The organism is Cetobacterium sp., assembly GCF_051653945.1.
Taxonomy (GTDB): domain Bacteria; phylum Fusobacteriota; class Fusobacteriia; order Fusobacteriales; family Fusobacteriaceae; genus Cetobacterium_A.
Window position 1 is genome coordinate 1 of sequence record NZ_JBOFXD010000082.1, and the last position, 24,965, is coordinate 24,965.

Consider the following 24,965-nt stretch of genomic DNA (forward strand, 5'->3'; position numbering starts at 1 on the left):
ACGTTTACACCATTTATTGGTTTGCCATTTCTGGCGTTTTGTTATTTTCATAACTTCTGACTATTTTCTCTATTCGGTTGTTAATGTCCTTTTCTATAATTCTTGCCGGCGGTGTTTCCCGCTGACAAAAATTATAGTATCATAAATTTTAAACTTCGTCAATAACTTTTTTTATTTTTTTAAAAAATTTCCATTATTTTATCCATAAGTTTCTTTTTTTCTATATCTTTTTTTACAACTAAATTATCTTTAAAAACTACTTCACCATTCACTAATACTTTATAACTTCCAACAACTGTCCCAGCCTTCATAGGGGCTACTAACTTTTTTTCCCTCTCTGTAACTATTGAAACATCAGCATCTTTTTTTACAATTTTAGAAAAAGATTTAGTTCCATAAGTCTTTACTTCTGCAACATATCCACCTGAAATTGGTATTGATACAACTGGTATATCTTTTTTTATAATATCTTTATTTTTATAATTTTCATGAAATTTTTCATTTAACTCAAGTATTTTACCATCTCTTATTTTAGGAGATTTTCCTCCCATTACAACAGTTACTATGTTAGCATTATCTTTATCACTTAAAACAGTTATATTGAATCTAGATTTCGTATGATACCCTGTTTTTAAACCATATATACCATCTTTTCCCAAAAGATGAATTGTACTTTTTAACTTATAATTTCCATTTTTTATTTCAGCAGTTTTTTGTCTTGCTATCGCTATGTATTCAGGATACTTTAAAGCTTCTATAGATAATCTATATATTCCGTTAGCTGTTCCCATATCCAATTTTTTTCTAGTCATATGATCTGGTAATCCAGCAGGAGTATAAAATTCTAATTCATTTTCTAATCCTAAACTTTTAGCCTTTGCATTCATCATATCTATAAATCTTGGAATACTACCTTTTCCCGAATGCTTAGCTAAAGCATAAGCAGCATTATTAGCAGATTTTATAGCTGCTGATTTAAGTAAATCTAGCACTATTATTTTTTCTCCACTCTCCATAGGAATAGAACTTCCACCTGCACTTAAAATTTCCCAATCAACTGTCACTTCATCATATAATCCTATATTCCCTTTTCTTATTTCATCTAAAGTTACTAATATAGTCATAACTTTAGTTACAGAAGCCAATGGATATTTATGAGTTGAATTTTCTTGATAAAACACATTACCTTCATCATCTCCCAATACATAAGCTCTATAATCTGGAATATTATCTTTTACTGCTTTACCTTGAGTACTCTTTGAAAAAGACAATGTTGATGCAATTAATATGAAAACCACAACTAATTTTTTCACAGCTTCCTCCTCCAAATAAAAAATTTAGGAACCATATTTCTATAGTTCCTAAATATTATACATTATTTTTGTTTTTTAGCCAAGTAGTCTTCTATAGCTTCTTTTAAGGCTTCTTCCGCAAGAACAGAACAGTGCATTTTTATAGCTGGTAACCCACCTAATGCCTCTGCAACTACCTTATTAGTTATAGCTAAAGCTTCATGTATATCTTTACCTAAAACCATTTCAGTTGAAATTGATGATGTTGCTATTGCTGATGCACATCCAAAAGTTCTAAACTTAACATCTGTTATTATATCATTTTCTATTTTTAAAAATATCTCCATAATGTCTCCGCAAGATGGGTTTCCAACCTTACCATATCCATCAGGATTTTCCATAGTTCCTACATTTCTAGGGTTCATAAAGTGTTCCATGACTTTTTCTGTATATTGCATAATTTTCTCCTTAGTTTTTAATTGTTTTTATTTTCTATATTCATTCCATAAAGGGGATAACATTCTTAATTTTTCTACAACTTTTACAACTTGCTCGATAGTGTAATCTATTTCTTCTTTTGTGTTATATTTTCCTAAACTAAATCTTATAGTTCCATGAGCAAATTCTGGTTCAATTCCCATTCCTAATAAAACATGTGATGCTTGTAATTCATCTGATGAACATGCTGACCCTGAGCTTACAGCTACACCTAAATAGCTCAGAGATAATAGAATAGACTCTCCCTCTAGATACTTAAAAGTTATACTCGAAGTTCCTGGTAATCTCTCTACAGACTTTCCATTTACTACTACTTCTGGGATTCTTTTAACCACTTCGTCTTCAAAATAATCTCTTAACTCTTGCTCTCTTTTTATTTCAACATCCATATCTTGACAGGCAATTTCTAAAGCTTTTGCCATCCCTACTACTGCTGGCGTATTTGTTGTTCCTGGTCTTAGCTTTTTTTCTTGCCCTCCACCAGTCATTGTTCTAGCAACTCTTACACCTTGCCTTATGTAAAGACCGGCTATCCCTTTAGGACCGTGAAATTTATGTCCTGAGAAAGTTAATAAATCTGCACCTAATTCTTTTGGATAAACAGGAATTTTTCCAACACTCTGAACAGCATCTACATGTAATAAAATCCTATTTTTTTTAGCTATCTCACCAATTGCTTTTATCGGTTCAATAGTACCAACCTCATTATTTGCATGCATCATTGATATTAAAATTGTCTCAGGGGTTATCGCTTCTTCTAAAGCTTTAACATCTATTACTCCATTACTATCAACTGGTATAAATGTTACTTTATATCCATCTTGCTCTAAATCTTTAAAGGTATTTTTTATAGCTGGGTGCTCTATTGAGCTTGTTATTATATGATTTCCTCTATTTTTATATGCTTTAGCTACGCCTCTAACTGCAATGTTATCTGATTCAGTTCCAGAAGCAGTAAATATAATCTCTTCTGGTTTAACTTTTAATAAAGTCGCAATCTTTTCTCTTGCTTCTGAAACAGCTATTCCCGTTTCCTTTCCAAAAAGGTGCATACTAAAAGCATTTCCATATTCCTCAGTTAAAAAGGGCATCATTGCTTCTAATACTTTAGGGTCCATTTTCGTAGTTGCATTATTATCCAGATAAACTCTCATATTTATCGTCTCCTTAAGTTATCATTTATATTCTTACACTAAGATAATAACATTCTTTACCACATATGTCAACAATTAAAAACTTTTTTTATATACTTTTTTACACTTTTTCTCCATGCTTACAATACACTTTTATTTCGCATTCCAAACATTTTGGTCTTCTAGCAATACACTTATCTCTTCCTTGAAGAATTATATAATGAGAAAAGTCTATCCAACACTCTTTTGGTATTATTTTCATCAGTTCTTTTTCTATTTTTATCACATCTTGCTCATTAACCAATCCTATTAAATTAGTTAATCTTCTTACATGGGTATCCACTGTTATTCCATCAGCTAATCTCCATATTTCACCTCGAACTACATTGGCAGTTTTACGTCCTACTCCAGCTAATCCAACTAGCTCCTCCATCTCTTGGGGTACTTTTCCATCATATTTTTCAATAAGTTGTTGGCTACATAACTTTATATTTTTAGCCTTATTTCTATAAAAACCTGTACTTTTTATCAATGTTTCAATCTCTTCTAATGGCATTGCTGCAAATTGCTCTGGAGTATTAACTGTTTTATACATATTCTCTGTAACAATATTAACTCTCACATCTGTACACTGAGCCGACAATATAACTGCTACTAAAAGTTCAAAAGGTGTTGTGTAATTTAAAGCACACTTTGGATGCCCAAATTTATTTTGTAAAACCTCTATTACTTTCAAAGCTCTTTCTTTTTTTCTCAAAATGCCCTCCACTATTCAAAAACTTTCATATATAAAAAATAATCAATGCCACTATGTTCTATTTGACCTTTAAATTTAAACTGAGCCTTCTCAAAACATAAAATTGATCTATCATTTTCTTCTAAAATATAAGCTACAACATATTTTAAATTTTGATACTTAAATCTTAGTTCATCTATACTTGCATTAACTATTGTTGTAGAATAACCTTTCCCTCTTATACATTCAGCTAAATATAGGGAAATTTCTGCACCTTCAAAATCTTCATCTAATTGAAATTTTACATTTCCCAAGAAAGTTCCTTTTAAGTCTTCGACAGTAAACATTGCATAATCAGGAGAACTTATTAAAAACTTATACCATCTTTCATGATTCTTTTTTTGTTCCTCCTCATTATTTTTACAATATTTTTTTACATAGTTTAAATTTAAATGATTATATATATTCTCTATGTCATCCGTCGTGGTTTCCCTTACTACTATCACTACTTTATAACAATCCTATTATATTTTTTCTTACCTTGCTTTATCATCATAGCTCCATCTACGAATAGATTTTTTGTTATCTCCATAGCAAAATCAGTTACTTTTTCATCGTTTATAGTTAATCCATTTTGTTGAACTAATCTTCTTCCTTCACTCTTTGTTTTTAATAATCCTAATTCAACCATTAAATCTACTACACCTTTTCCTATAACTTCTTCTGTCACTTCCGATGTTGGAACGTTTGTTAAATCAAGACCACCTTGACCAAATAACGCTTCTGATGCTTGCTTTGCTTTTTCAGCTTCCTCTTCTCCATGAACAATTTTCGTTACTTCATAAGCTAACACTTTCTTTGCTTCATTTATTTCCGCTCCCTCTAATGATGAAAGTCTTCTAACTTCATCCATAGGTAAGAATGTTAGTAATGCTAAAGGTTGAGCTACATCTGCGTCTGGAAGATTTCTCCAATATTGATAAAACTCATATGGAGATGTTTTTTCTGGATCTAACCACAGAGCTCCTTTTGCTGTTTTCCCCATTTTATTACCTTCACTATTAGTTAGTAAAGTACATGTCATCGCATAACCTTGTTTTCTGTCTTTTTTTCTAATTAAATCTACTCCTGCAATCATATTAGACCATTGGTCATCTCCACCTAACTGCATCGTACATCCAAACTTTCTATTTAAAACTAAGAAGTCATATCCTTGCATTAACATATAGTTAAACTCTAAAAATGATAATCCTCCATTTTCCATTCTAGACTTAAAACAATCTGCAGATAGCATTCTATTTACAGAAAATTGAGACCCTATATCTCTTATGAAATCAATGTAATTTAACCCTCTTAACCAGTCAGCATTATTTACTAATAAAGCTTTATCATCAGAAAAATCAATAAATTTTTCCATTTGCTTTTTTATAGATGCTACATTATGAGCTATGATTTCATCTGTCATCATTTGTCTCATATCTGTTCTTCCACTTGGGTCTCCTATTTGGGCAGTTCCTCCACCTATTAAAGCTATTGGTCTATGTCCATGCTGTTGCATATGCGACATAAACATCATAGCTATAAAGTGTCCCACATGTAAGCTATCTGCCGTTGGGTCAAACCCTATATAAAAAGTCACTTTTTCCTTTGCAAGTAACTCTTTTATCTCCTCTTCGTGAGTCATTTGTTTTATGTATCCACGATCCTTTAAAACTTCAAAAACATTTGACATTTTTATTTCCTCCATATTTTAATTTTATTTCTATTGTAACATAAAGGGTCCTATTTTTAAAGGGTTAATAAAAAAGAGAGACCCTTAAGCCTCTCTTTATATAAAATCAATTAATTACTTTGTTGTATTGTAGAATACTTCGATTCCGTTGTATTGAGCAACTGATCCTAATTCCTCTTCAATTCTTAATAATTGGTTGTATTTAGCCATTCTATCAGTTCTTGAAGTTGATCCAGTTTTAATTTGTCCTGCGTTTGTTGCAACAGCGATATCAGCTATTGTAGCATCCTCAGTTTCTCCAGATCTGTGAGAAATTACAGCAGTCATATTAGCTCTCTTAGCCATTTCAATTGCATCTAAAGTCTCAGTTAAAGTTCCGATTTGATTTAACTTAATTAAGATTGAGTTAGCAGCTTTCATTTCGATTCCTCTTGCTAATCTCTCTGTGTTAGTTACGAATAAGTCGTCTCCAACGATTTGAACTTTCTTTCCAACTTTTGCAGTTAACATTTGGAATCCAGCCCAGTCATTTTCTCCTAATCCATCTTCGATAGATTTAATTGGATATTTTTCGCATAATCCAGCGTACCACTCGATCATTTCTTCAGTAGTTCTTACTACTCCACCTTCTCTTTTGAAGTGGTACTCAAATGATCCATCTTCTTTTTCAACACAGAACTCAGTTGCTGCTGCATCTAAAGCAAATGTAATATCAGTTCCTAACTCATACCCTGCTGCTTTAACTGCTTGACATATAATCTCTAAAGCTCCCTCTGTTCCGTTGATTTTAGCTGGTGCATATCCACCCTCGTTTCCAACGTTTGTTGAATCTCCATTAGCTTTTAAAATTTTTCCTAAGTGGTGGAATATTTCACATCCCATTCTCATAGCTTCAGCAAATGTTTTAGCTCCAACTGGTTGAACCATAAACTCTTGAACGTCTACTGCAGAATCAGCATGACTTCCTCCGTTTAATATGTTCATCATAGGTAAAGGTAACTCTTTTGCGTTAACTCCTCCTAAGTATTTGTATAAAGGTTGTCCTAAAGCCTCTGCTGCTGCTTTAGCTACTGCTAAAGAAACACCTAATATAGCGTTTGCTCCTAATCTATCTTTATTTGGAGTTCCATCTAACTCGATCATAGCTTTATCGATAGCTACTTGGTTAGTTGCATCCATTCCGATTACTAACTCTTTAATTTCAGTGTTTACATAGTTTACTGCCTTTAAAACACCTTTTCCTAAGTATCTAGATTTATCTTCATCTCTTAATTCCACTGCTTCGTAAGCTCCTGTAGATGCTCCAGATGGAACTGCTGCTCTTCCCATAGCTCCACATTCTAATATTACGTCAACCTCAACTGTTGGGTTTCCTCTTGAATCAAGAATTTCTCTTCCTTTAACTTCAACTATTCTAGTCATTTTCTTTAAATCCTCCTTAGAATTTTATAAAAGTTTATACTTTAAAATTAAGTCTCAAAATTTATGTAATGTTTATTTTACTTTAATAACTTTCATCGAGTTACTTGTTCCTGCTTTGAATACTTCTTCTCCACATGATGCAACTATTATATCTCCTGATTTAACAAGTCCTAACGCTAAAGCTTTTGCTTCTGCTAAAACATAGAACTCCTCTAAATTTTTAGCTGTTGTATCTAAACATGGAATTACTCCTCTTGTTAAGATCATTTGATTATATGTTTTTTCGTTATTTGTTATTGCTAATATAAAAGCATCTGGGAAATATCTTCTTAATGCAGTTGCTGATCTTCCTGATGCAGTTCCTGATACAATTAATTTAGCCCCTAACGCTTCTGCTACATCAACTGTTCCTCTAGCCATAGCTTCAGTTATATTTACTCCATCTTCATTTTCTATTTCAAAAGCTACTAATGGATCTGTCTTTTCAGCTATCTTTCTCATTACTGTTACAGCCTCAACTGGATATTTTCCTTTTGCTGTTTCTCCAGATAACATTATTGCATCTGTACCATCTAATATTGCATTAGTTACGTCTGTAGCTTCCGCTCTAGTTGGTCTTGGATTTTTTATCATTGAATCTAGCATTTGTGTAGCTGTTATTACAACTTTTCCTGCTAAGTTACATTTTTCTATCATCATTTTTTGTGCAAATGGAACCTCTTCTACAGGAATTTCTACTCCTAAATCTCCTCTAGCTACCATTATACCATCAGATAATTCTAAAATCTCGTCAAAGTTATCTAATCCCTCTTGATTTTCTATTTTAGAAATTATTTTTATTTTCTCTCCACCGTTAGCATCTAACACTTCTCTAACAGCTCTTACATCATCAGCTTTTCTAATAAATGATGCTGCTACGAAATCTACGTTTTGCTCACATCCAAATTTTAAATCTCCAATATCTTTTGGTGATAAAGCTGGTAACTGAACTGAAACATTTGGTAAGTTTACACCTTTGTTTTCTCCTAAGTCTCCGTTATTTTTTACAATACATCTTACTTCGTTTCCAACAACTTCTTCAACTTCCATTTCAATTAATCCATCGTCAATTAAAACTATATTTCCAGCTTTTAAGTCATCTGTTAATTCTTTATATGTTACAGCAACTTTTGTAGAATCTCCAATTACTGTATCATCAGTAGTTATAGTGAACTTTTGTCCAGCTACTAGAGAAACATCGTTTCCTCCTGCTAATTTGATTGTTCTTATTTCTGGACCTTTAGTATCTAGTAATATAGCTCCGTTAATTCCTGTGTTTGCAATTGCTTGTTTTAAATTAACTATTCTTTGTCCGTGCTCTTCATGACTTCCGTGAGAGAAGTTCATTCTCATAACATTCATTCCAGCTTCTAATAACTGTGATAATACCTCAACCGATTCTGTTTTTGGCCCTATTGTACATACTATTTTTGTTTTTTTCATAGTTCCCTCCTATAATGAGTTTTTAATCTATATTTTAATCTTTTACATCCCTACATTTTGTATTCAAATTCTATCTAATATACTAGTTAAAGTCAAGAAAGTTAAATATCTATTTTTTACCTTTTTTTGACTCTATTATTCCCACTTTTTTATAAGCTCTTTATTTTTAATTAGTTTTATAAAACATTTCCTATAGTTCTTCTCGTTTTTTCAGACTTTTCCTTTTTATTTTTAATAAAAAAGTCCTAGTAAAACTAGGACTTTTTTCTAAACAAATAATGGCACTAAAACCAAAGAAACTATACTCATTAATTTTATTAATATATTTAAAGATGGCCCTGATGTATCTTTAAACGGATCTCCTACAGTATCTCCAACCACTGCAGCTTTGTGTCTCTCAGAACCTTTTCCATCTCCTTTATATCCTGCTTCAATCTGCTTTTTAGCATTATCCCATGCTCCACCAGCATTAGCCATCATAATAGCCATTAAGATACCAGTTACTAGAGCTCCCGCCAATAATCCACCCAGTGCTTCTGGTGACCACAACCCTATTACTACTGGAGCTAAAACCGCAAGTATTCCTGGTAATAACATCTCTCTTAACGATGAATGTGTAGAGATTTCAACACATCTTTTATAATCTGGTTTTGTCTTCTTTTCCATAATTCCTGGAATCTCTCTAAACTGTCTTCTCACTTCCTCAACCATTTCCATAGCTGCTTTTCCTACTGCAGTCATTGTTAAAGCAGAGAATAAAAATGTTAACATTCCACCAATAAATATTCCAACTATTACATCTGGATTTATTATATCCAGAACAAAATCTTTTCCTGATAATTTTTGAATAGATTCTTTATAAGCTGCAAATAATGATAAAGCTGTTAAAGCTGCTGATCCAATAGCAAATCCTTTTCCTACTGCTGCCGTTGAGTTTCCTACTGCATCTAACTTATCTGTACACTCTCTAACTTCAGGTGGTAATTCAGCCATCTCAGCTATACCACCAGCATTATCTGCAACTGGTCCATAGGCATCAACTGCTACTACCATTCCAGTTGTTGAAAGCATTCCTACTGCTGCTATTGATATTCCGTATAATCCTGCAAATTTATATGCAACAATTATTGCTATTGATATTATTATCATTGGAGCAACTGTTGACTCCATTCCTACTGCTAATCCCTCAATTATCGTTGTTGCTGGACCTGTTTTTGCCGCATCTGAAATTCTATTTACTGCTTTTTTTCCAGTATCTGTATAAAGTCCTGTAAAATAAGCTATTACTAATCCTGCTACTAGTCCTGCTACTATTGCCCAAAATATACCTATCGGTAATTTTAGATACTTAATAACTCCAAAAGAAGCAATTATTGATAAAATCCCTGCTATTCTAGTCCCATTTTCTAGCTTGTGATAAACTTCATCTGGATTTTCAGTTTTAACTGTCAACGTTGCTAATATTGATGCTATAATTCCAAATGAGGATATCATAACTGGAGCTAATAAGTATTCCTTTGTTTCCATTGCTGCACCTATAGCCAGTGTTGCTATTATCGATCCAACATATGATTCGAATAAATCTGCTCCCATTCCAGCAACATCTCCTACGTTATCCCCTACATTATCAGCTATAGTTGCTGGGTTTCTTGGATCATCCTCTGGTATTCCTGCCTCTACCTTTCCTACTAAATCCGCTCCAACGTCAGCAGCTTTAGTATAGATACCTCCTCCTACTCTTGCAAATAAAGCTATGGAAGAAGCTCCCATTCCAAACCCTGTTATTATACTTACATCCCAATTAAACACTAAAATTAATATTGTAAGACCTAACATTCCCAATCCCACAACTGAAAGCCCCATAACTGCTCCGCCAGCAAAAGCTACATCTAAAGCTTTAGACAGGCCTCCTTCTTTTGCTGCTATTGCTGTTCTTCCATTAGCTTTTGTTGCTATCCTCATACCGATGTTTCCTGCCAAAGCCGATGTTAATGCTCCTATCACAAAAGTTACAGCTACCATTGGAGATAAAAATACTCCTAGTAAAACCGCTACTGCTGCAACAAACCAAATTAAAATTTTATATTCCGCCGAAAGAAAAGCCATTGCACCTTCCCTAATTGCCTCTGTAATTTCAGCTACTCTCGGAATATTAATTTCATAACTCTGAACTTTTTTCGAGTAAAAATATGCTGCCAATAGTGCTATAATACCACCGAAAATTCCCAAATAGATCATTTGTTCCACTTTTAAAACCTCCCAGTATGTTTAGTATGATTAGAGTATACGAGAAAGTTCAATATATTTCAAGAAAAAACAAAGTTCTTTTTTTCTTTATTTAAATCTACTTTTTATTGAATTTTAAATTTTTCGAAAGATAAATTTCATCATTTTTATCAACTATTAAAACATCTAAATCTGGTGTACTATTGGCTTTTTCTAAAACTTTTTCAATAGGCATTAAGAAGAATGTTGTCGAATATAAATCAGCTTCGAAAGAATTTTTATTCACAACTACCACCATTTTTTTATCTTCTACTGGATATTTTGTTTGTTTATCTAAAATATGATGATACCTTTTTCCACCTATTTCTATATAAGTTTGGTAATCTCCTGAAACTCCCATACTTTGATTATCAAGTTCAATGATCCCAAGAATTTCTGAGGGATTATTCGGATTTTGAATCCCTATTTTCCACGGAGTCCCATCTCCTTTACTACCAATAGCTTCTATACTAGATATAGCTGAAATAAATCCACTTTTTATTCCAGCTTCTCTTAACTTTTCACCAGCCTTTTTCACCGCATATCCCTTTAAAAAAGATCCAGTATCTATTTTTATTCCATCTCTATTTATAATAATATCATTTCCAACTATCTCAATCTGAGAAAAATCAACATTAGCTGCTGCTTCTTCAAGCTCTTTTTTAGTAGGTAAACTATCTCTTGGCGAAACTTCTTCTGAAAAACCCCAAACCGTCATCAATGGTTCCATTGTTATATCATATTTACCACCAGATATTACATTAGCTTTACTTACTTCATTTAAAAGGAATACTCCCTCTGTATCAAAAGTTTCCTTTTTTAAAGTATTTAAATTGTCTGTTAAACTTCCTTTTACTTTACTATTATACTTAGAGTCAATTCTCTCTATTTCAGCAAAAGCATTTTCTATAGATTGCTTTGCCATTTTTTCATCATTTGAAAAAATAGAAATTTTAAAAAAAGTTCCAAATGCAAATCTTTCATCGTCCACTCTTTTCACTTTTTTTTCACAACCTAAAAATAACAAAAAAAGCAAAAAGAGTAGAAAAATATTTCTACTCTTAATCATTTATTAAGTCCTCCGCTTGTTCACCGAAAGTTATTTTTCCGTCAATAATCTCTCTAAAAGTCTTCTTTACAACAGTATCCTTTTTAGAAACTTTTGTAAGTACTGGTGCTCCTTTACCAATATCTCTCGCTCTTTTACCTGCAGTTATTGTCAATGTATATTTATTGGGTATTTTCTCTAATAGCTCATCATAAGTAATTACTTTTTTCATAAAATCCTCCTAGTTTTTAGAATTTATAATTTTTACTAACTCGTCACACGATTTTTCAACAGTATAATTAATAATTGTTATATCATAATCCTTTTCGTATTCTAACTCTTTTATAGAGTTTTTTAATCTAAGTTGGATAGTTTCTTCACTATCTGTTTTTCTTCCTCTTAGTCTTCTCTCTAAATCTTCCATTGTTGGTGTTTTGAAGAATATTAAGTGAGCATTTGGATAAGCTGCTTTTACCTGAAGTCCTCCCTGAACATCTATCTCAAGAATTACATTCTCACCTGATGCTAATCTTGACTCTACTTCAGATTTTAAAGTTCCATAGTAGTTAGTATGAACAGTTGCGTATTCTAAAAATTCATTATCTTCTATTTTATTTTTAAACTCCTCTATTGATAGAAAATAATAATCTCTTCCATGTAACTCTCCCTCTCTTGGAGCACGAGTTGTAGCTGAAGTTGCTAAATTAATACCTAGCTGTTTTCTAACTATTCTACATATTGTTGATTTTCCAGCACCACTTGGTCCTGATACAATAAATAGTTCACCCTTTTTCATTTTTTATTCTCCTTTATTCTATATTTAGAGCTTGTTCTCTAATTTTTTCTATCTCATTTTTACATTCTACAATTAGTTTTGAAATATCGTATAAATTACATTTTACCCCTGATGTATTCAACTCTCTAAAAATCTCTTGAAGAATAAAATCAATTTTTTTTCCCACACCTGTATTTGAAGAATCTAATTCTATTTTTAATTGAATAAGATGACTTTCTAACCTAGAAACCTCTTCTGAAATATCAGATTTATCTGTAAATAAAAGAATTTCCCTTAAAAGAGCTTCATCATTAAATTCTACATCGCTTATTTTAGATAATCTTTCTAAAAGCTTTTCTTTATAATTCATAACAATATTTTCTTTTAAATTTTTTATCTCATGAACATTATTTTCTATAATATCAATACACTGTAGAAAATAATTTTTCATTCTAGCCCCTTCAGCCTCTTTCATCTCAATAAACGAATCTAGTAGCAAATGGAGATTTTCTACCACAAAGTTTTCATATTCTTTTTCATCTATCTCTAAATCATTTCTTCTAATGACATTTAAATTCTTAACTAACAAATCAAGTTTGTTACTAAACTTTTCTTCGTATTCATTTTCTATAGTATTTAAAACCTTCAAATAAGATGCTGTCATATTTTTATCATATTCAAATAAATTATCAACTTCTCTTTTATCTTGGAATTCTATTTTTAAATCTATACTTCCTCTCGTAACTCTAGAAGCAACCTCTGTTCTGATTTTATTTTCCAAAAAATTTAGCATATGAGGTGATTTTATTTTTAAATTTAAGTTTTTATTATTAACACTTTTTATCTCTAAAGATATAGCATACTTCTCATTTTCAAAATATTCTTTAGAATATCCTGTCATACTTCTCATAACATCAACCTCTCATAAATAAAATGCTAAAATAGGCGACAAAGTCGCCTATTTTATTAGTCCTCTATCTCAACTGGAACTATGTTTTTATAAGCTTTATATCCAGTTCCTGCTGGAATTTTCTTACCTATAATTACATTCTCTTTAAGTCCCTCTAAGTAGTCCTCTTTACCTTCTATTGCTGCATTTGAAAGTACTTTTGTAGTTTCTTGGAATGATGCTGCTGATATGAAACTTCCTGTATTAACAGCCGCTTTTGTAATACCTTGGATAACAGGCTCATATTTGATTTCTGTTTTTCCTTCAGCTCTTAATCTATTGTTTTCTAATTCAACAACTCTCTTCTCTACAACTTCATCTTCTAGGAATAATGAAGCTCCAGATTCTACGATTCTTACTTTCTTAAACATCTGCTTAACAATAATCTCTATATGTTTATCGTTTACAGTAACTCCTTGGTCTCTATATACTTGTTGTACAGACTCTAGTATGAACTGTTCTGCTGCAACTAATCCTTTGATGTTTAGAACGTCAAATGGTGATATAGCTCCATCTGTTATTTTATCTCCAGCTTTAATTAACATTCCATCTGTTACAACTAAATGTTCTCCAACTGGTGCTAGATACTCTTTAAAGTTTTCAGAATCAGAGATAGATCTTATGATTATTACTCTCATACCTTTCTTCTTTCTTCCTGTTACTTCAACTTTTCCATCTATTTCTGATAAAATAGCTTTTCCTTTAGGATTTCTAGCTTCAAATAGCTCTTGAATTCTTGGAAGACCTCCAGTGATGTCTTTCGTTCCTTCTCCCTCTTTTATGATTTTTGCTATGATTTGTCCTGTTCTTACTGACTCGCCCTCTCTAACCATTAGGTATGCTCCAAATGGTATTGAGTAACTTTCTTTTGCAGTTCCATCCTCATCGAATATAACTACTCTTGGGTTTGAATCTCCAGATTCTACAGTTTTTATAGCCATGTACTCTGTAACGTTATACTTTTCGTCAAAGTTTTCTTTTACATATAACTCTCTATATTCAATTTTTCCATCTTGGTTTGCAATGATAGGAATATGGTACGGATCAAATGTTACTAAAACATCTCCTGGCTTCACTTCTTGACCTTCTTCAACTTTTAAGATAGATCCAGAGGCAATCTCGTAGTCATAGTTTCCTATTAAGATTTTAGCTGACTGAGAAACTACAATTTTATCTTGAGTTTCTTGATTTTCTAGAAGTTTTATATCTTTAAATACAACCTTTCCAGTATTTTCAGCTTTAATACTTGTTGCAGCAGCAGTAGCTGTGGCAACTCCTCCAGTATGGAATGTTCTCATTGTAAGCTGTGTACCAGGTTCTCCGATTGATTGAGCTGCTATAACTCCAACCGCTTCTCCTAATAATATCTCTTTATGGTTAGCTAAATCCATTCCATAACATTTTTGACAAACTCCTTTTTCAAGGTCACATGTTAATGGAGATCTTATTTTTATTTTCTTGATTTCAAGTTCTGTAATTCTAGCGATTTGCTCTTTTGTGAACATCTCGTTTCTTCTAGCAATTACTTCTCCTTCGTATACTACATCTTCAGCAGGTACTCTACCAATTAATCTTTCAGATAATTTTTCGATTACTTGTCCGTCTGAAACTAGTTCTGCTACTTCAATTCCTTCGTGAGTTCCACAATCAATTGAGTTTACAATAACTTCATGTGATATATCTACTAGTCTTCTTGTTAAGTATCCTGAATCGGCAGTTCTTAGTGCCGTATCAGCTAGACCTTTTCTAGCTCCATGTGATGACATGAAGAACTCTAATACTGTTAGTCCTTCTCTGAAGTTCGCTTTGATTGGAACCTCGATGATTCTACCTTGTGTATCGGCCATGTTTCCTCTCATTGCCGCAAGCTGTCTCATCTGTGCAATCGATCCTCTGGCTCCAGAGTTCGCCATCATATAAACTGGGTTAAATTGATCTAGTCCACTCATCATTGCATCAGTTACTTTAGCTGTTGTTTCTGACCAAAGAGCTACAGTTTTTCTGTATCTTTCTTCGTTTATGATCTTTCCAGCTTTATAAGCTTCTTCAATTTCTGCAACTTTTTGATCTGCTTCTTCTAAGATTGCTTTTTTAGTTACTGGAATCTCTAAATCCTCAATACCTACTGAAACTCCCGCAAATGTTGCATAGTGATATCCAAAGTTTTTAATCTCATTTATTAATTCTGCAGTTTTTGTAAATCCGTGCATCTCATATAATTTACCAATAAGTTTTTTTAATTGAGATTTTCCAAATGTTACATCATATTGCTTATTTACTTCAGGTAACATCTCATTAAACATGATTCTACCAGCTGTAGTTTTAACCATCTCACCATTGATTCTAACATTTACAACAGCGTGAGTATCAATGATATCTCTGTCATAAGCTGTTAAAACTTGCTCTTTATTAGAGAAAGATTTACCTTCTCCTCTTGCTCCTGGTCTATCTTTTGTCATGTAGAAACATCCCATAACCATATCCTGAGATGGTACAGCTATTGGTTCTCCGTTTGATGGAGATATTATGTTATTTGGAGCTAACATAAGAAGTTTTGCTTCCATTATAGCTTCTGGTGATAACATTAAGTGAACGGCCATTTGGTCTCCATCGAAGTCTGCGTTAAACGCTGAACATACTAATGGATGTAATCTTATTGCCTTTCCTTCTATTAGCACTGGCTCAAAAGCTTGTATTGATAATCTATGTAATGTTGGAGCTCTGTTTAATAAAACTGGGTGATCTTGGATAACATCCTCAATTACATCCCAAACTTTATCATCTGCGTCTTCAACTAATTTTTTAGCAGTTTTTATATTAGAAGCTAACTCTCTTTTTACTAACTCTCTCATTATGAAAGGTTTATATAACTCAAGAGCCATCTTTTTAGGAATACCACACTGATGCATTTTTAAAGAAGGTCCTACAACGATAACCGATCTTGCAGAGTAATCTACTCTTTTTCCAAGTAGGTTTTGTCTAAATCTACCTTGCTTTCCTTTTAACATATCAGAAAGTGATTTTAACTCTCTGTTGTTTTGAGCAACAACTGGCTTTCCTCTTCTTCCGTTATCAATTAGAGCGTCAACTGCTTCTTGAAGCATTCTTTTCTCATTTTTCACAACAATTTCTGGAGCTTTTATTTCTAAAAGTCTTTTTAATCTATTGTTTCTATTGATAACTCTTCTATATAAATCATTTAAGTCAGAAGTAGCAAATCTTCCACCATCTAATTGAACCATTGGTCTTAAATCAGCTGGAATTACTGGAACATTCTTTAAAATCATCCATTGAGGTAAGTTACCAGATGCTATAAAGTCTCTAGTTATCTTTAATCTTTTAACTAACTTCTTTCTCTTTTGTGCAGAATTTACATCTTCAAGTTCTTTTTCTAACTCTACTCTTAACTCTTCTAAATCTATCATCTCTAATAGTTTTAAAATAGCTTCTGCTCCCATTTTTGCTTCAAATTGTTTTCCGTACATTTGCTTATATAGCTTGTACTCTTTTTCAGTTATGATTTTACCAATTTTTAAAGTTGGCTCTTCACTAGCTGTTACTATATATCTAGCAAAATATAAAACTGACTCTAACTCTTTTGGAGAAATTCCTAAAATAAGAGACATCTTATTTGGTGTTCCTTTAGAATACCAAATATGAGCTACTGGGGCAGCTAATGCTATATGCCCCATTCTCTCTCTTCTTACTTTAGACTTAGTTACTTCAACTCCACACTTCTCACAAACTAGTCCTTTGTATCTCATTCTTTTATATTTTCCACAAGAACATTCCCAATCTTTCGATGGTCCAAATATTCTTTCACAGAACAATCCATCCATCTCTGGATTTAATGTTCTATAGTTTATTGTTTCTGGTTTCGTAACTTCTCCGTACGACCACTCTTCTATCTTCTCTGGAGAAGCTAGTTTAATTCTAATCTTCTCAAAACTTTTAATTCCCATATTAAATACAAAGCCTCCTTAAATGAGATAAAGCTTTCATCTATCATCATATTCAATTTTACTTAAATTTAGTTTATTTGGTCAGATAAAGAAAACTCAACGATTGTTTCGTCTTTTCCTAACTCTTCGTTAACGTTAATTAACTCATTGTCCGAATCAAAAAGTTCTACATCTAATGCTAGTGCTTGGAACTCTTTTAATAAAACCTTAAATGACTCTGGTAAATCTGCCTCTGGCATCTCTTCACCTTTTACAATTGCTTCATAAGTTTTTGTTCTACCTGTTACATCGTCAGACTTAACTGTTAACATTTCTTGAAGGATATTTGAAGCTCCATAAGCTTCTAAAGCCCAAACCTCCATCTCTCCAAGTCTTTGTCCTCCGAACTGTGCTTTTCCTCCAAGAGGTTGCTGTGTTACTAGTGAGTAAGGACCGATTGCTCTTGCGTGCATCTTATCTTCAACAAGGTGATGAAGCTTTAACATATACATTCTTCCAACTGTTACTGGATTATCAAATTTATCTCCAGTTCTTCCATCAAATAAAGTAACTTTACCTTTTCTTGGATATCCAGCTTTTTCTAAATAATCTTTTACTTGCTCTTCTGTTGCACCATCAAATACTGGAGTTGATAAATAAGTTCCACCATTTAATTTACCCATTGCCATTCCTAAGTGAACCTCTAGAACCTGTCCAATGTTCATACGTGAAGGAACTCCAAGTGGATTGATTACAACGTCTAAGTGTGTACCATCTGCTAAGAATGGCATATCTTCTGCTGGTAATACTCTAGAAACAACACCTTTGTTACCGTGTCTTCCTGACATTTTATCTCCAACAGTTATCTTTCTTTTTTCAGCAATAAATACTCTTATAGATCTATTTACTCCAGCTTTTAACTCGTCTCCATTTTCTCTTGATAATTCAAGAACTTCAACAACTGTTCCCTTTGATCCATGAGGCATTTTTAATGATGTATCTCTTACATCTCTTGCTTTTTCTCCGAAGATAGCTCTTAATAACTTCTCTTCTGCTGGCGGCTCTGATTCACCTTTAGGTGCAGTTTTTCCTACTAGGATATCTCCTGGTCCAACTTCTGATCCTACTACAATTATACCTCTTGAATCTAAGTTCTTTAATGCTTCTTCAGAAACATTTGGTATTTCTCTTGTAATCTCTTCGTCACCTAATTTAGTATTTCTAGCTTCTATTTCATATTCTTCTATATGGATAGATGTAAATACGTCATCTTTTCTTAATCTATCAGATATAAGAATAGCATCCTCATAGTTATATCCTTCCCAAGGCATGAATGCCATTAGAATATTTCTTCCTAGAGCTAAATCTCCACCTTTTGTTGCTGGTCCATCTGCAATTACTTGTCCTAATTCTACTTCTTGTCCTAGGTCAACTAATGGTGTTTGATGTAAACACATTGCTTGGTTTGATCTTTCAAAATTTAATAATCTATGTCTGTAAGATTTTCCTTCTGCATCTTCCACTATAATCTCTTTCGCATCTACATAAATAACTTTACCTGTTGCTTTAGCTGAGATTACTGCTCCTGAATCAACTGCAACCTTTCTCTCAAGTCCAGTTCCAATAAATGGAGCCTCTGTTCTTAATAATGGTACAGCCTGTCTTTGCATGTTTGATCCCATCAGTGCTCTGTTGGCGTCATCATGCTCAAGGAATGGTATTAATCCTGCTGAAACTGATACAACTTGTTTAGGTGATACATCTAAATAATGAACTTTTTCTCCTGAAATATTTACTATCTCATGTCCGTATCTACATACAACATCTCCTAAAAGTTCTGCATTTTCACTAAGCTTTGTATCTGCTTGAGCTATAAATAACCCTTCTTCTTCATCTGCTGCTAAATAATGGATATCATCAAAATTAGCAACTCCATTTTCTACTTTAACATATGGAGTTTCAATAAATCCATACGAATTTACTTTAGCATATATAGCTAAAGATCCTATTAGTCCAATGTTTGGTCCCTCTGGAGTTTCTATAGGACAAATTCTTCCGTAGTGAGAGTCATGAACGTCTCTAACCTCGAATCCTGCTCTTTCTCTTGAAAGTCCTCCAGGTCCTAATGCTGATATTCTTCTCTTATGAGTCAATTCAGCAAGTGGATTTGACTGGTCCATGAATTGCGATAATTGTCCTGATCCAAAGAAATCCAGTACTAAAGCATTTAATGGTCTAGTGTTTAGTAATGATTGAGGAGTTAATGTTTCAACATCTTGAATTGTCATTTTCTCTTTTACCATTTTACCCATCTTAGAAAGTCCTGCTTTAATTTGCATCAATAATAACTCTCCAACACCTCTAACTCTTCTATTAGATAGGTTATCGATATCATCTGTATGTCCTTTTCCGTTGTTTAAACTAATTACATACTTTATTGTTGCAATTACATCCTCTTTAGTCAATAAAATTTCATCTTCTGGAAGATTTAACTTTAATCTTTTATTCATTTTATATCTTCCAACAGGTTCTAAATCATATCTTTGAGGATTAAAGAACATCTGTTTTATTAAAGATCTAGCAGAATCAATAGTTACCAAATCTCCAGGTCTTAATTTCTTAAATACCTCTGTTACAGCCTCTTCTTTTGTATCTCCAGTATCATTTACTATTGTATTTGCAAATACTTTATCTTCAGGTTTTACTTCCCAAACTAAAATATTTTCTATTTTTAAGTCTACTAAATCAAATATTACAGCCTCTGTAATTAATTGTTTAGTTTCAAATAAAATTTCTCCAGTTTCTTCATTAAAGATATCCTCTTTAACAAAACTTCCTTCGATTCTTGTCTTAAGAACACTGATTAGCTCTTCTTTATTTGAATATCTTGAATAAAATTCAGATAAATTAATCTCTTTTTCATCTAAAAATTCATCCATTATCTCTTCGTTTGTATCGAAGAAATCAACCGCTTTTAAAAATACAGTTGCTAAAACTTTTTTCTTTCTATCAATTTTTACACTTAGAAAGTCATTTTTATCAGTTTCAAACTCTAGCCAAGTTCCCTTGTAAGGAATAATTTTTCCAGAGAACAAGTCTTTTCCTGTTTGAATGTTAACTTCTTTATTAAATGATACTCCAGGAGATCTATGTAACTGTGATACTACAACTCTCTCAGCACCATTTATTATAAACGTTCCTCTTTCAGTCATTAAAGGAACTTCTCCAAAATAAACAAGTGTTTCTTGGATTTCGTTTCCACTTTTTTTGTTAGTAAGTCTTAATCTTACCTTTAAAGAAGCAGAATAAGTCTTCCCTCTTTTCTTACATTCAAGCTCATCATTCAATGGAGCCTCAGCTTCATGTAGCTCATAAGAAACATACTCAAGTTTTATATCTCCATTTGAAGATTCAACAGGGAATATTTCTCTAAAAGCAGACTCAAGCCCCTTATCTTTTCTGTTAAGTGGAGCCTCCTTAGCTTGTAGAAAATCTTCATAGGAATCCAGTTGGAATTCTAAAAAATGAGGCATAGTTCCTCTTTCTTCGATTCTTCCAAAATTCAATCTTTCAACGAGTTTCCCCATCAATTCACACTCCTTACTATTTCATATAGTGATCAATACCTAATCTTTGGAAAATAAAAGCCTTTTATTTTCAAAAGATTAAGTATTAACTTACTTTTAATAGATTATTTAATAATTTTCATTATAATGAGTAAAAAGGCACCCATTAGAGTGCCTATTTTTTTTATTTAAGTATAACTAGTTGCTTGTGCAACCTTGTAAGGGTTATTACTTAACCTCTACTGTAGCTCCAGCTTCAGTTAATTTAGCTTTTATAGCTTCAGCTTCTTCTTTAGAAGCTCCCTCTTTTATTGTTCCACCGTTATCTACTACTTCTTTAGCTTCTTTTAATCCTAATCCAGTAATTGCTCTTACTTCTTTGATTACAGCTATTTTGTTAGCTCCTGCAGCAGTTAAAACTACGTCAAACTCTGTTTTCTCCTCTACAGCAGGTCCCTCAGCAGCAGCTACAGCTACTGGTGCAGCAGCAGTAACACCGAAGTGCTCCTCTAAAGCTGATACTAATTCTCTTAACTCTAATACTGACATAGCTTCTAAATCAGCTATGAATTGCTCTTTATTGAATGCCATTATAAATCCTCCTTAAATTTTCCTAATTTTTCTTCTTTTTATTAAATCAATAATACTCTAAAATCAACAAGTGATTACTCAGCAGCTGCTTCTTTTTTCTCAGCGATTGCCACAGTTGCATAAGCAAGTTTTCTAACTGGTCCAAGCATTCCGTTAAGAACCATAGAAAGAAGTTGCTCTCTAGATGGTAATTTAGCTAATGCTACTACCTCTGAAGCTTCAACTCTCTTACCAGTTAATACTCCACCTTTTATAGTGAATATAGTTTTCTTAGCTTTTGCATTTGCCTTTGCTTGAGCCGCTTCTACATCGTAAACTACCTTCGCTGGAGTTACTGGATCAGCATATCCGAATGCAAATGCAGTAGTCCCCTCTAGTAAATCATCGAATTTATCAGCGATACCAGCCTCAGCTAGTGCTATCTTGAACAGTCTGTTCTTAGCAACTAAGTACTCAGCTCCGTTCTCTCTCATTTGTTTTCTTAACTCAGTCTCTTGATTAACTTTAAGACCTTGATAGTCAACTAAAACGATTGATTGAGCTTTAGAAATTTTTTCAACTAATTCAGCTACAAGCTCCTTTTTTAATTGAGTTGCCATTATTGATTCACCTCCTCTTTTACTCTAAAATTACCTCCGCTCCAAGGTAGGAACGGAGGTTCAAAATCTAACTATTGAGGTTAGTGAATACCTTCTTCCAACCTCGGTAGGATATTTAAGACTTATGTCACCTACGGTCTTTGGTTTGGATCTATATTTAATTATTTATCCAACTTTTTAAGTTATAATTTTACAACTTTATAATTATAACACATAATTTAAATTTTTGCAAACTTTAATTAAGCATTTTTTGCAACTAAAACTGGATCCATTTTAACTCCTGGTCCCATAGTTAAAGAAACTGCAACAGTTCTTAAGTATTGACCTTTAGAAGCAGATGGCTTTAATCTTACAATCTCATTTATAAACGCTGTGAAGTTCTCTAATAAAGCTTCTTCAGAGAAATCAGCTTTACCGATTGGCGCATGGATTGATCCTAACTTGTCTACTCTAAATGCAAGTTTTCCTTTCTTGAACTCAGATACTGCCGTTGCGATATCTGGTGTAACTGTTCCTGACTTAGGATTAGGCATTAAACCTTTAGTTCCTAATACTCTTCCCAGTCTTCCTAATTTAGGCATCATGTCTGGAGTTGCGATTACGATATCAAAGTCAAACCAACCTTGTTGAATTTTCTCGATATACTCTTCTGCTCCAGCGTAATCTGCTCCTGCTTCTAAAGCTTTTTCTATGTTAGCTCCTGAAGTTATTGCTAAAACCTTAACTGTCTTTCCTGTTCCGTTTGGAAGTACTACTGTACCTCTAACTTGTTGATCTGCATGTCTAGGATCTACTCCTAATCTTAATGCTATCTCAACTGTCTCTACGAAGTTAGCTGTTCTTGTTTTTCTTACAAGTTCTATAGCTTCTTTAACCTCGTATAGTCTTCCTTGCTCAACTAATTTAGCTATTTCTAGGTATTTTTTACCTCTTTTATTTGCCATTGAAAATTTCCTCCTCCTGTGGTTAAACGGATGTTTTCATCCTACCACTTAATATCACATAAATAAGAATTGACTTCTAATTAGTCCTCTATTTTGATTCCCATTGATCTTGCTGATCCAGCTATGATGTTCATAGCAGCTTCTACTGATCCAGCATTTAAATCTGGCATCTTAGTTTCAGCAATTTCTCTTAATTTAGCTGTGTTTATAGTTCCAGCTACTTCTTTTTTAGAGTTTTGAGCTCCTGATTTAACTCCTGCAGCTTTCTTTAATAAGTCAGATGCTGGTGGAGTTTTTAAGATAAATGTGAAAGATCTGTCGTTGTAAACAGAAATCTCAACTGGGATGATCCATCCTGCTTTATCTTGAGTTTTTGCATTGAACGCCTTACAAAATTCCATAATGTTAACTCCGTGTTGTCCTAATGCTGGTCCAACTGGTGGAGCAGGGTTAGCTTTTCCAGCAGGTAATTGTAGTTTTATTAATCCGATTACTTCTTTTGCCATTGTTTAAATTACACCTCCATAAAATTGTGGTATTGATCTTATGATCTCCCACTGGCTTAAATTTAATTAAGCCTTCTCTACACTGTTAAGATCAACTTCAATAGGAGTCATTCTTCCAAACATCTCCATCATTACCTTAACTTTTCTATGTTCCATATCGATTTCTGCAACTTTTCCTTCTTGGTTTTCAAAACCTTCAGACAGAAGTTTTACATAGTCTCCTACTTCATAGTCAACTCTTATAACTTCTTTCATTGCTTTCTCATCCTTATCATTTTTGTATCCTATAACAGAGAAGATATTTTCTACTTCGTCATCTTCCATTGGAATCGGATCAGATCCTACACCAACGAATCCTGTTACACCATTAGTATTTCTAACAACATACCAAGCATCAGAGTCTACTCTAAAGTTAATTCCATCTCCACTTTCCTCTCTAGTAGCTTCCATTTCTAGCATAACGTACCCAGGAAATAATTTTCTTGAAATTACTTTTTTCTTTCCTCTTCTCTCTTCGATAGTTTCCTCTTCAGGAACTAAAACTTTAGTTACTATATTAGATAGTCCTAAAGTTTCTATCTTTTGTTCTAAGTCTGTTTTAACTTTTTTCTCATACCCCGAATAAGTATGAATCATAAACCATTTTCTTACTAAGCTTTTTTCCATTTTATCCTCCAAAGAGAGATACAAGCATCTTTAAAAGTCTTGAAGCAATTATATCGAAAACTCCTAAGTATATTCCTAAAAATATACTCATAGCAACAACCCAACTAGTTGCTGCAACAATCTCTTTTCTTCTAGGCCATTGAACCTTAGAATACTCTCTTCTTACATCATTAATTAGTCCCATTTTGCACCACCAGTAATTTTAATTTATAAAAAAAATGGCAGGTCAAGAGGGAATCGAACCCCCAACCCTCGGTTTTGGAGACCGATGCTCTGCCAATTGAGCCATTGACCTGCATGTTGTTGCAAATGTTTTACTTTCAATAATTAATCAAGAAGCGCATAGGCTTCTTAGACTAAGAATTATTTTTTAGTTTCTTTATGTAATGTTACTTTTTTGTCCCATTTACAGTATTTATTTAATTCTAATCTTTCAGTAGTGTTCTTCTTATTCTTTGAAGTACTGTAGTTTCTTCTTTTACACTCTGTACACTCTAATTGAATATTTACTCTCACTCTTTACACCTCCACTCATCTAACGGATATCACAAATCCTCCCATACCTCATAGCTTATTGTATGGTAAACAAGAGTTTCCTTATTTATTGCTTTCTTTTTAAGACATAGATGATAATACCACTTTTTTCTGTTTTTGTCAACAGTTTTTTCTTTACTCCAAAATAAAAAAAGATTGGCAACTTCCTATCCTCCCAGGGGGCTGCCCCCCAAGTACTTTCAGCGTTTATGGGCTTAACTTCCAGGTTCGAAATGTTACTGGGTGTACCTCCATAGCTATCGTTGCCAATCAATATTTAATTTAC

22 protein-coding genes, 1 tRNA gene, 1 rRNA gene and 1 other annotated feature are annotated in these 24,965 nt (G+C 33.0%); all 24 genes read right to left on the reverse strand.

The window, feature by feature from the left end:
• Positions 1-179: 179 nt before the first annotated feature.
• Complete coding sequence (locus ACRC8M_RS09030) at positions 180-1,313, reverse strand: D-alanyl-D-alanine carboxypeptidase family protein (RefSeq protein ID WP_438528841.1); 1,134 nt, start codon at positions 1,311-1,313, stop codon at positions 180-182.
• Positions 1,314-1,375: 62 nt separating this feature from the next.
• Positions 1,376-1,750 (reverse strand): Fe-S cluster assembly scaffold protein NifU, encoded by a 375-nt coding sequence (nifU, locus tag ACRC8M_RS09035; protein ID WP_438528842.1) that lies wholly within the window; start codon positions 1,748-1,750, stop codon positions 1,376-1,378.
• A gap of 27 nt (positions 1,751-1,777) precedes the next feature.
• Positions 1,778-2,944, reverse strand: a complete 1,167-nt coding sequence (locus tag ACRC8M_RS09040; protein ID WP_438528843.1) for a cysteine desulfurase family protein — start codon at positions 2,942-2,944, stop codon at positions 1,778-1,780.
• 100 nt (positions 2,945-3,044) lie between these two features.
• Positions 3,045-3,680: an endonuclease III gene (gene nth, locus ACRC8M_RS09045; RefSeq protein ID WP_438528844.1), complete on the reverse strand. Its 636-nt coding sequence runs from the start codon at positions 3,678-3,680 to the stop codon at positions 3,045-3,047.
• A gap of 11 nt (positions 3,681-3,691) precedes the next feature.
• Positions 3,692-4,165 (reverse strand): GNAT family N-acetyltransferase, encoded by a 474-nt coding sequence (locus tag ACRC8M_RS09050; protein ID WP_438528845.1) that lies wholly within the window; start codon positions 4,163-4,165, stop codon positions 3,692-3,694.
• Positions 4,165-5,391, reverse strand: coding sequence for a tyrosine--tRNA ligase (gene tyrS, locus ACRC8M_RS09055; protein ID WP_438528846.1), 1,227 nt, complete (start codon positions 5,389-5,391; stop codon positions 4,165-4,167). Before tyrS ends, ACRC8M_RS09050 begins: the two co-directional genes overlap by 1 nt.
• 114 nt (positions 5,392-5,505) lie before the next feature.
• Complete coding sequence (eno, locus tag ACRC8M_RS09060; protein WP_438528847.1) at positions 5,506-6,813, reverse strand: phosphopyruvate hydratase; 1,308 nt, start codon at positions 6,811-6,813, stop codon at positions 5,506-5,508.
• Between the two features lie 72 nt (positions 6,814-6,885).
• Entirely contained in the window at positions 6,886-8,295 is a 1,410-nt protein-coding gene (pykF, locus tag ACRC8M_RS09065; protein ID WP_438528848.1) for a pyruvate kinase PykF, read from the reverse strand.
• A 267-nt stretch (positions 8,296-8,562) separates the two neighbouring features.
• Positions 8,563-10,533, reverse strand: a complete 1,971-nt coding sequence (locus ACRC8M_RS09070) for a sodium-translocating pyrophosphatase (RefSeq protein WP_438528858.1) — start codon at positions 10,531-10,533, stop codon at positions 8,563-8,565.
• A 106-nt stretch (positions 10,534-10,639) separates the two neighbouring features.
• The gene (locus tag ACRC8M_RS09075; RefSeq protein ID WP_438528849.1) at positions 10,640-11,629 is read right to left on the reverse strand and encodes an FAD:protein FMN transferase; all 990 of its coding nucleotides are present in this window, start codon (positions 11,627-11,629) and stop codon (positions 10,640-10,642) included.
• Complete coding sequence (rpoZ, locus tag ACRC8M_RS09080) at positions 11,622-11,840, reverse strand: DNA-directed RNA polymerase subunit omega (protein WP_438528850.1); 219 nt, start codon at positions 11,838-11,840, stop codon at positions 11,622-11,624. The genes ACRC8M_RS09075 and rpoZ overlap by 8 nt, the downstream gene beginning before the upstream one ends.
• A 9-nt stretch (positions 11,841-11,849) precedes the next feature.
• Positions 11,850-12,404 (reverse strand): guanylate kinase, encoded by a 555-nt coding sequence (gene gmk, locus ACRC8M_RS09085; RefSeq protein WP_438528851.1) that lies wholly within the window; start codon positions 12,402-12,404, stop codon positions 11,850-11,852.
• A 13-nt stretch (positions 12,405-12,417) separates the two neighbouring features.
• Complete coding sequence (locus ACRC8M_RS09090) at positions 12,418-13,293, reverse strand: YicC/YloC family endoribonuclease (RefSeq protein ID WP_438528852.1); 876 nt, start codon at positions 13,291-13,293, stop codon at positions 12,418-12,420.
• A gap of 56 nt (positions 13,294-13,349) precedes the next feature.
• Positions 13,350-17,294 carry a DNA-directed RNA polymerase subunit beta' gene (gene rpoC / locus ACRC8M_RS09095; RefSeq protein WP_438528853.1) on the reverse strand — a complete coding sequence of 1,315 codons (3,945 nt, stop codon included), beginning with the start codon at positions 17,292-17,294 and terminating at the stop codon, positions 13,350-13,352.
• Between the two features lie 68 nt (positions 17,295-17,362).
• Positions 17,363-20,860, reverse strand: coding sequence for a DNA-directed RNA polymerase subunit beta (gene rpoB / locus ACRC8M_RS09100; protein ID WP_438528854.1), 3,498 nt, complete (start codon positions 20,858-20,860; stop codon positions 17,363-17,365).
• A gap of 207 nt (positions 20,861-21,067) precedes the next feature.
• Positions 21,068-21,430 carry a 50S ribosomal protein L7/L12 gene (gene rplL, locus ACRC8M_RS09105; protein WP_438528855.1) on the reverse strand — a complete coding sequence of 121 codons (363 nt, stop codon included), beginning with the start codon at positions 21,428-21,430 and terminating at the stop codon, positions 21,068-21,070.
• A 74-nt stretch (positions 21,431-21,504) separates the two neighbouring features.
• Positions 21,505-22,029: a 50S ribosomal protein L10 gene (gene rplJ / locus ACRC8M_RS09110; RefSeq protein ID WP_023051521.1), complete on the reverse strand. Its 525-nt coding sequence runs from the start codon at positions 22,027-22,029 to the stop codon at positions 21,505-21,507.
• A gap of 18 nt (positions 22,030-22,047) precedes the next feature.
• Positions 22,048-22,191 (reverse strand) — a sequence feature (ribosomal protein L10 leader region).
• Between the two features lie 77 nt (positions 22,192-22,268).
• Positions 22,269-22,973, reverse strand: a complete 705-nt coding sequence (gene rplA, locus ACRC8M_RS09115) for a 50S ribosomal protein L1 (RefSeq protein WP_438528856.1) — start codon at positions 22,971-22,973, stop codon at positions 22,269-22,271.
• Positions 22,974-23,053: 80 nt separating this feature from the next.
• Complete coding sequence (gene rplK, locus ACRC8M_RS09120) at positions 23,054-23,479, reverse strand: 50S ribosomal protein L11 (protein ID WP_023051523.1); 426 nt, start codon at positions 23,477-23,479, stop codon at positions 23,054-23,056.
• 66 nt (positions 23,480-23,545) lie between these two features.
• Complete coding sequence (gene nusG, locus ACRC8M_RS09125) at positions 23,546-24,145, reverse strand: transcription termination/antitermination protein NusG (RefSeq protein ID WP_438528857.1); 600 nt, start codon at positions 24,143-24,145, stop codon at positions 23,546-23,548.
• A 1-nt stretch (position 24,146) separates the two neighbouring features.
• On the reverse strand, positions 24,147-24,329 hold the full coding sequence (gene secE, locus ACRC8M_RS09130; RefSeq protein ID WP_023051525.1) for a preprotein translocase subunit SecE: 183 nt from the start codon (positions 24,327-24,329) through the stop codon (positions 24,147-24,149).
• Positions 24,330-24,364: 35 nt separating this feature from the next.
• Positions 24,365-24,440, reverse strand: a tRNA-Trp gene (locus ACRC8M_RS09135).
• Positions 24,441-24,508: 68 nt separating this feature from the next.
• A complete protein-coding gene (gene rpmG / locus ACRC8M_RS09140) occupies positions 24,509-24,661 on the reverse strand; it encodes a 50S ribosomal protein L33 (protein ID WP_023051526.1) in 153 nt (50 codons plus the stop codon).
• 172 nt (positions 24,662-24,833) lie between these two features.
• A 5S ribosomal RNA gene (gene rrf, locus ACRC8M_RS09145) occupies positions 24,834-24,950 on the reverse strand.
• Between the last annotated feature and the right edge of the window lie 15 nt (positions 24,951-24,965).

Coding starts and splice junctions, on each gene's coding strand:
- eno (WP_438528847.1), bottom strand. CDS start 6,813: ATGACTAGAATAGTTGAAGTTAAAGGAAGAGAAATTCTTGATTCAAGA.
- rplJ (WP_023051521.1), bottom strand. CDS start 22,029: ATGGCAACTCAATTAAAAAAGGAGCTTGTAGCTGAATTAGTTGAAAAA.
- rplK (WP_023051523.1), bottom strand. CDS start 23,479: ATGGCAAAAGAAGTAATCGGATTAATAAAACTACAATTACCTGCTGGA.
- ACRC8M_RS09090 (WP_438528852.1), bottom strand. CDS start 13,293: ATGAGAAGTATGACAGGATATTCTAAAGAATATTTTGAAAATGAGAAG.
- rpoB (WP_438528854.1), bottom strand. CDS start 20,860: ATGGGGAAACTCGTTGAAAGATTGAATTTTGGAAGAATCGAAGAAAGA.
- rplA (WP_438528856.1), bottom strand. CDS start 22,973: ATGGCAAATAAAAGAGGTAAAAAATACCTAGAAATAGCTAAATTAGTT.
- ACRC8M_RS09070 (WP_438528858.1), bottom strand. CDS start 10,533: ATGATCTATTTGGGAATTTTCGGTGGTATTATAGCACTATTGGCAGCA.
- nusG (WP_438528857.1), bottom strand. CDS start 24,145: ATGGAAAAAAGCTTAGTAAGAAAATGGTTTATGATTCATACTTATTCG.
- ACRC8M_RS09075 (WP_438528849.1), bottom strand. CDS start 11,629: ATGATTAAGAGTAGAAATATTTTTCTACTCTTTTTGCTTTTTTTGTTA.
- secE (WP_023051525.1), bottom strand. CDS start 24,329: ATGGGACTAATTAATGATGTAAGAAGAGAGTATTCTAAGGTTCAATGG.
- gmk (WP_438528851.1), bottom strand. CDS start 12,404: ATGAAAAAGGGTGAACTATTTATTGTATCAGGACCAAGTGGTGCTGGA.
- rpoC (WP_438528853.1), bottom strand. CDS start 17,294: ATGGGAATTAAAAGTTTTGAGAAGATTAGAATTAAACTAGCTTCTCCA.
- ACRC8M_RS09040 (WP_438528843.1), bottom strand. CDS start 2,944: ATGAGAGTTTATCTGGATAATAATGCAACTACGAAAATGGACCCTAAA.
- rplL (WP_438528855.1), bottom strand. CDS start 21,430: ATGGCATTCAATAAAGAGCAATTCATAGCTGATTTAGAAGCTATGTCA.
- tyrS (WP_438528846.1), bottom strand. CDS start 5,391: ATGTCAAATGTTTTTGAAGTTTTAAAGGATCGTGGATACATAAAACAA.
- rpoZ (WP_438528850.1), bottom strand. CDS start 11,840: ATGAAAAAAGTAATTACTTATGATGAGCTATTAGAGAAAATACCCAAT.
- nifU (WP_438528842.1), bottom strand. CDS start 1,750: ATGCAATATACAGAAAAAGTCATGGAACACTTTATGAACCCTAGAAAT.
- pykF (WP_438528848.1), bottom strand. CDS start 8,295: ATGAAAAAAACAAAAATAGTATGTACAATAGGGCCAAAAACAGAATCG.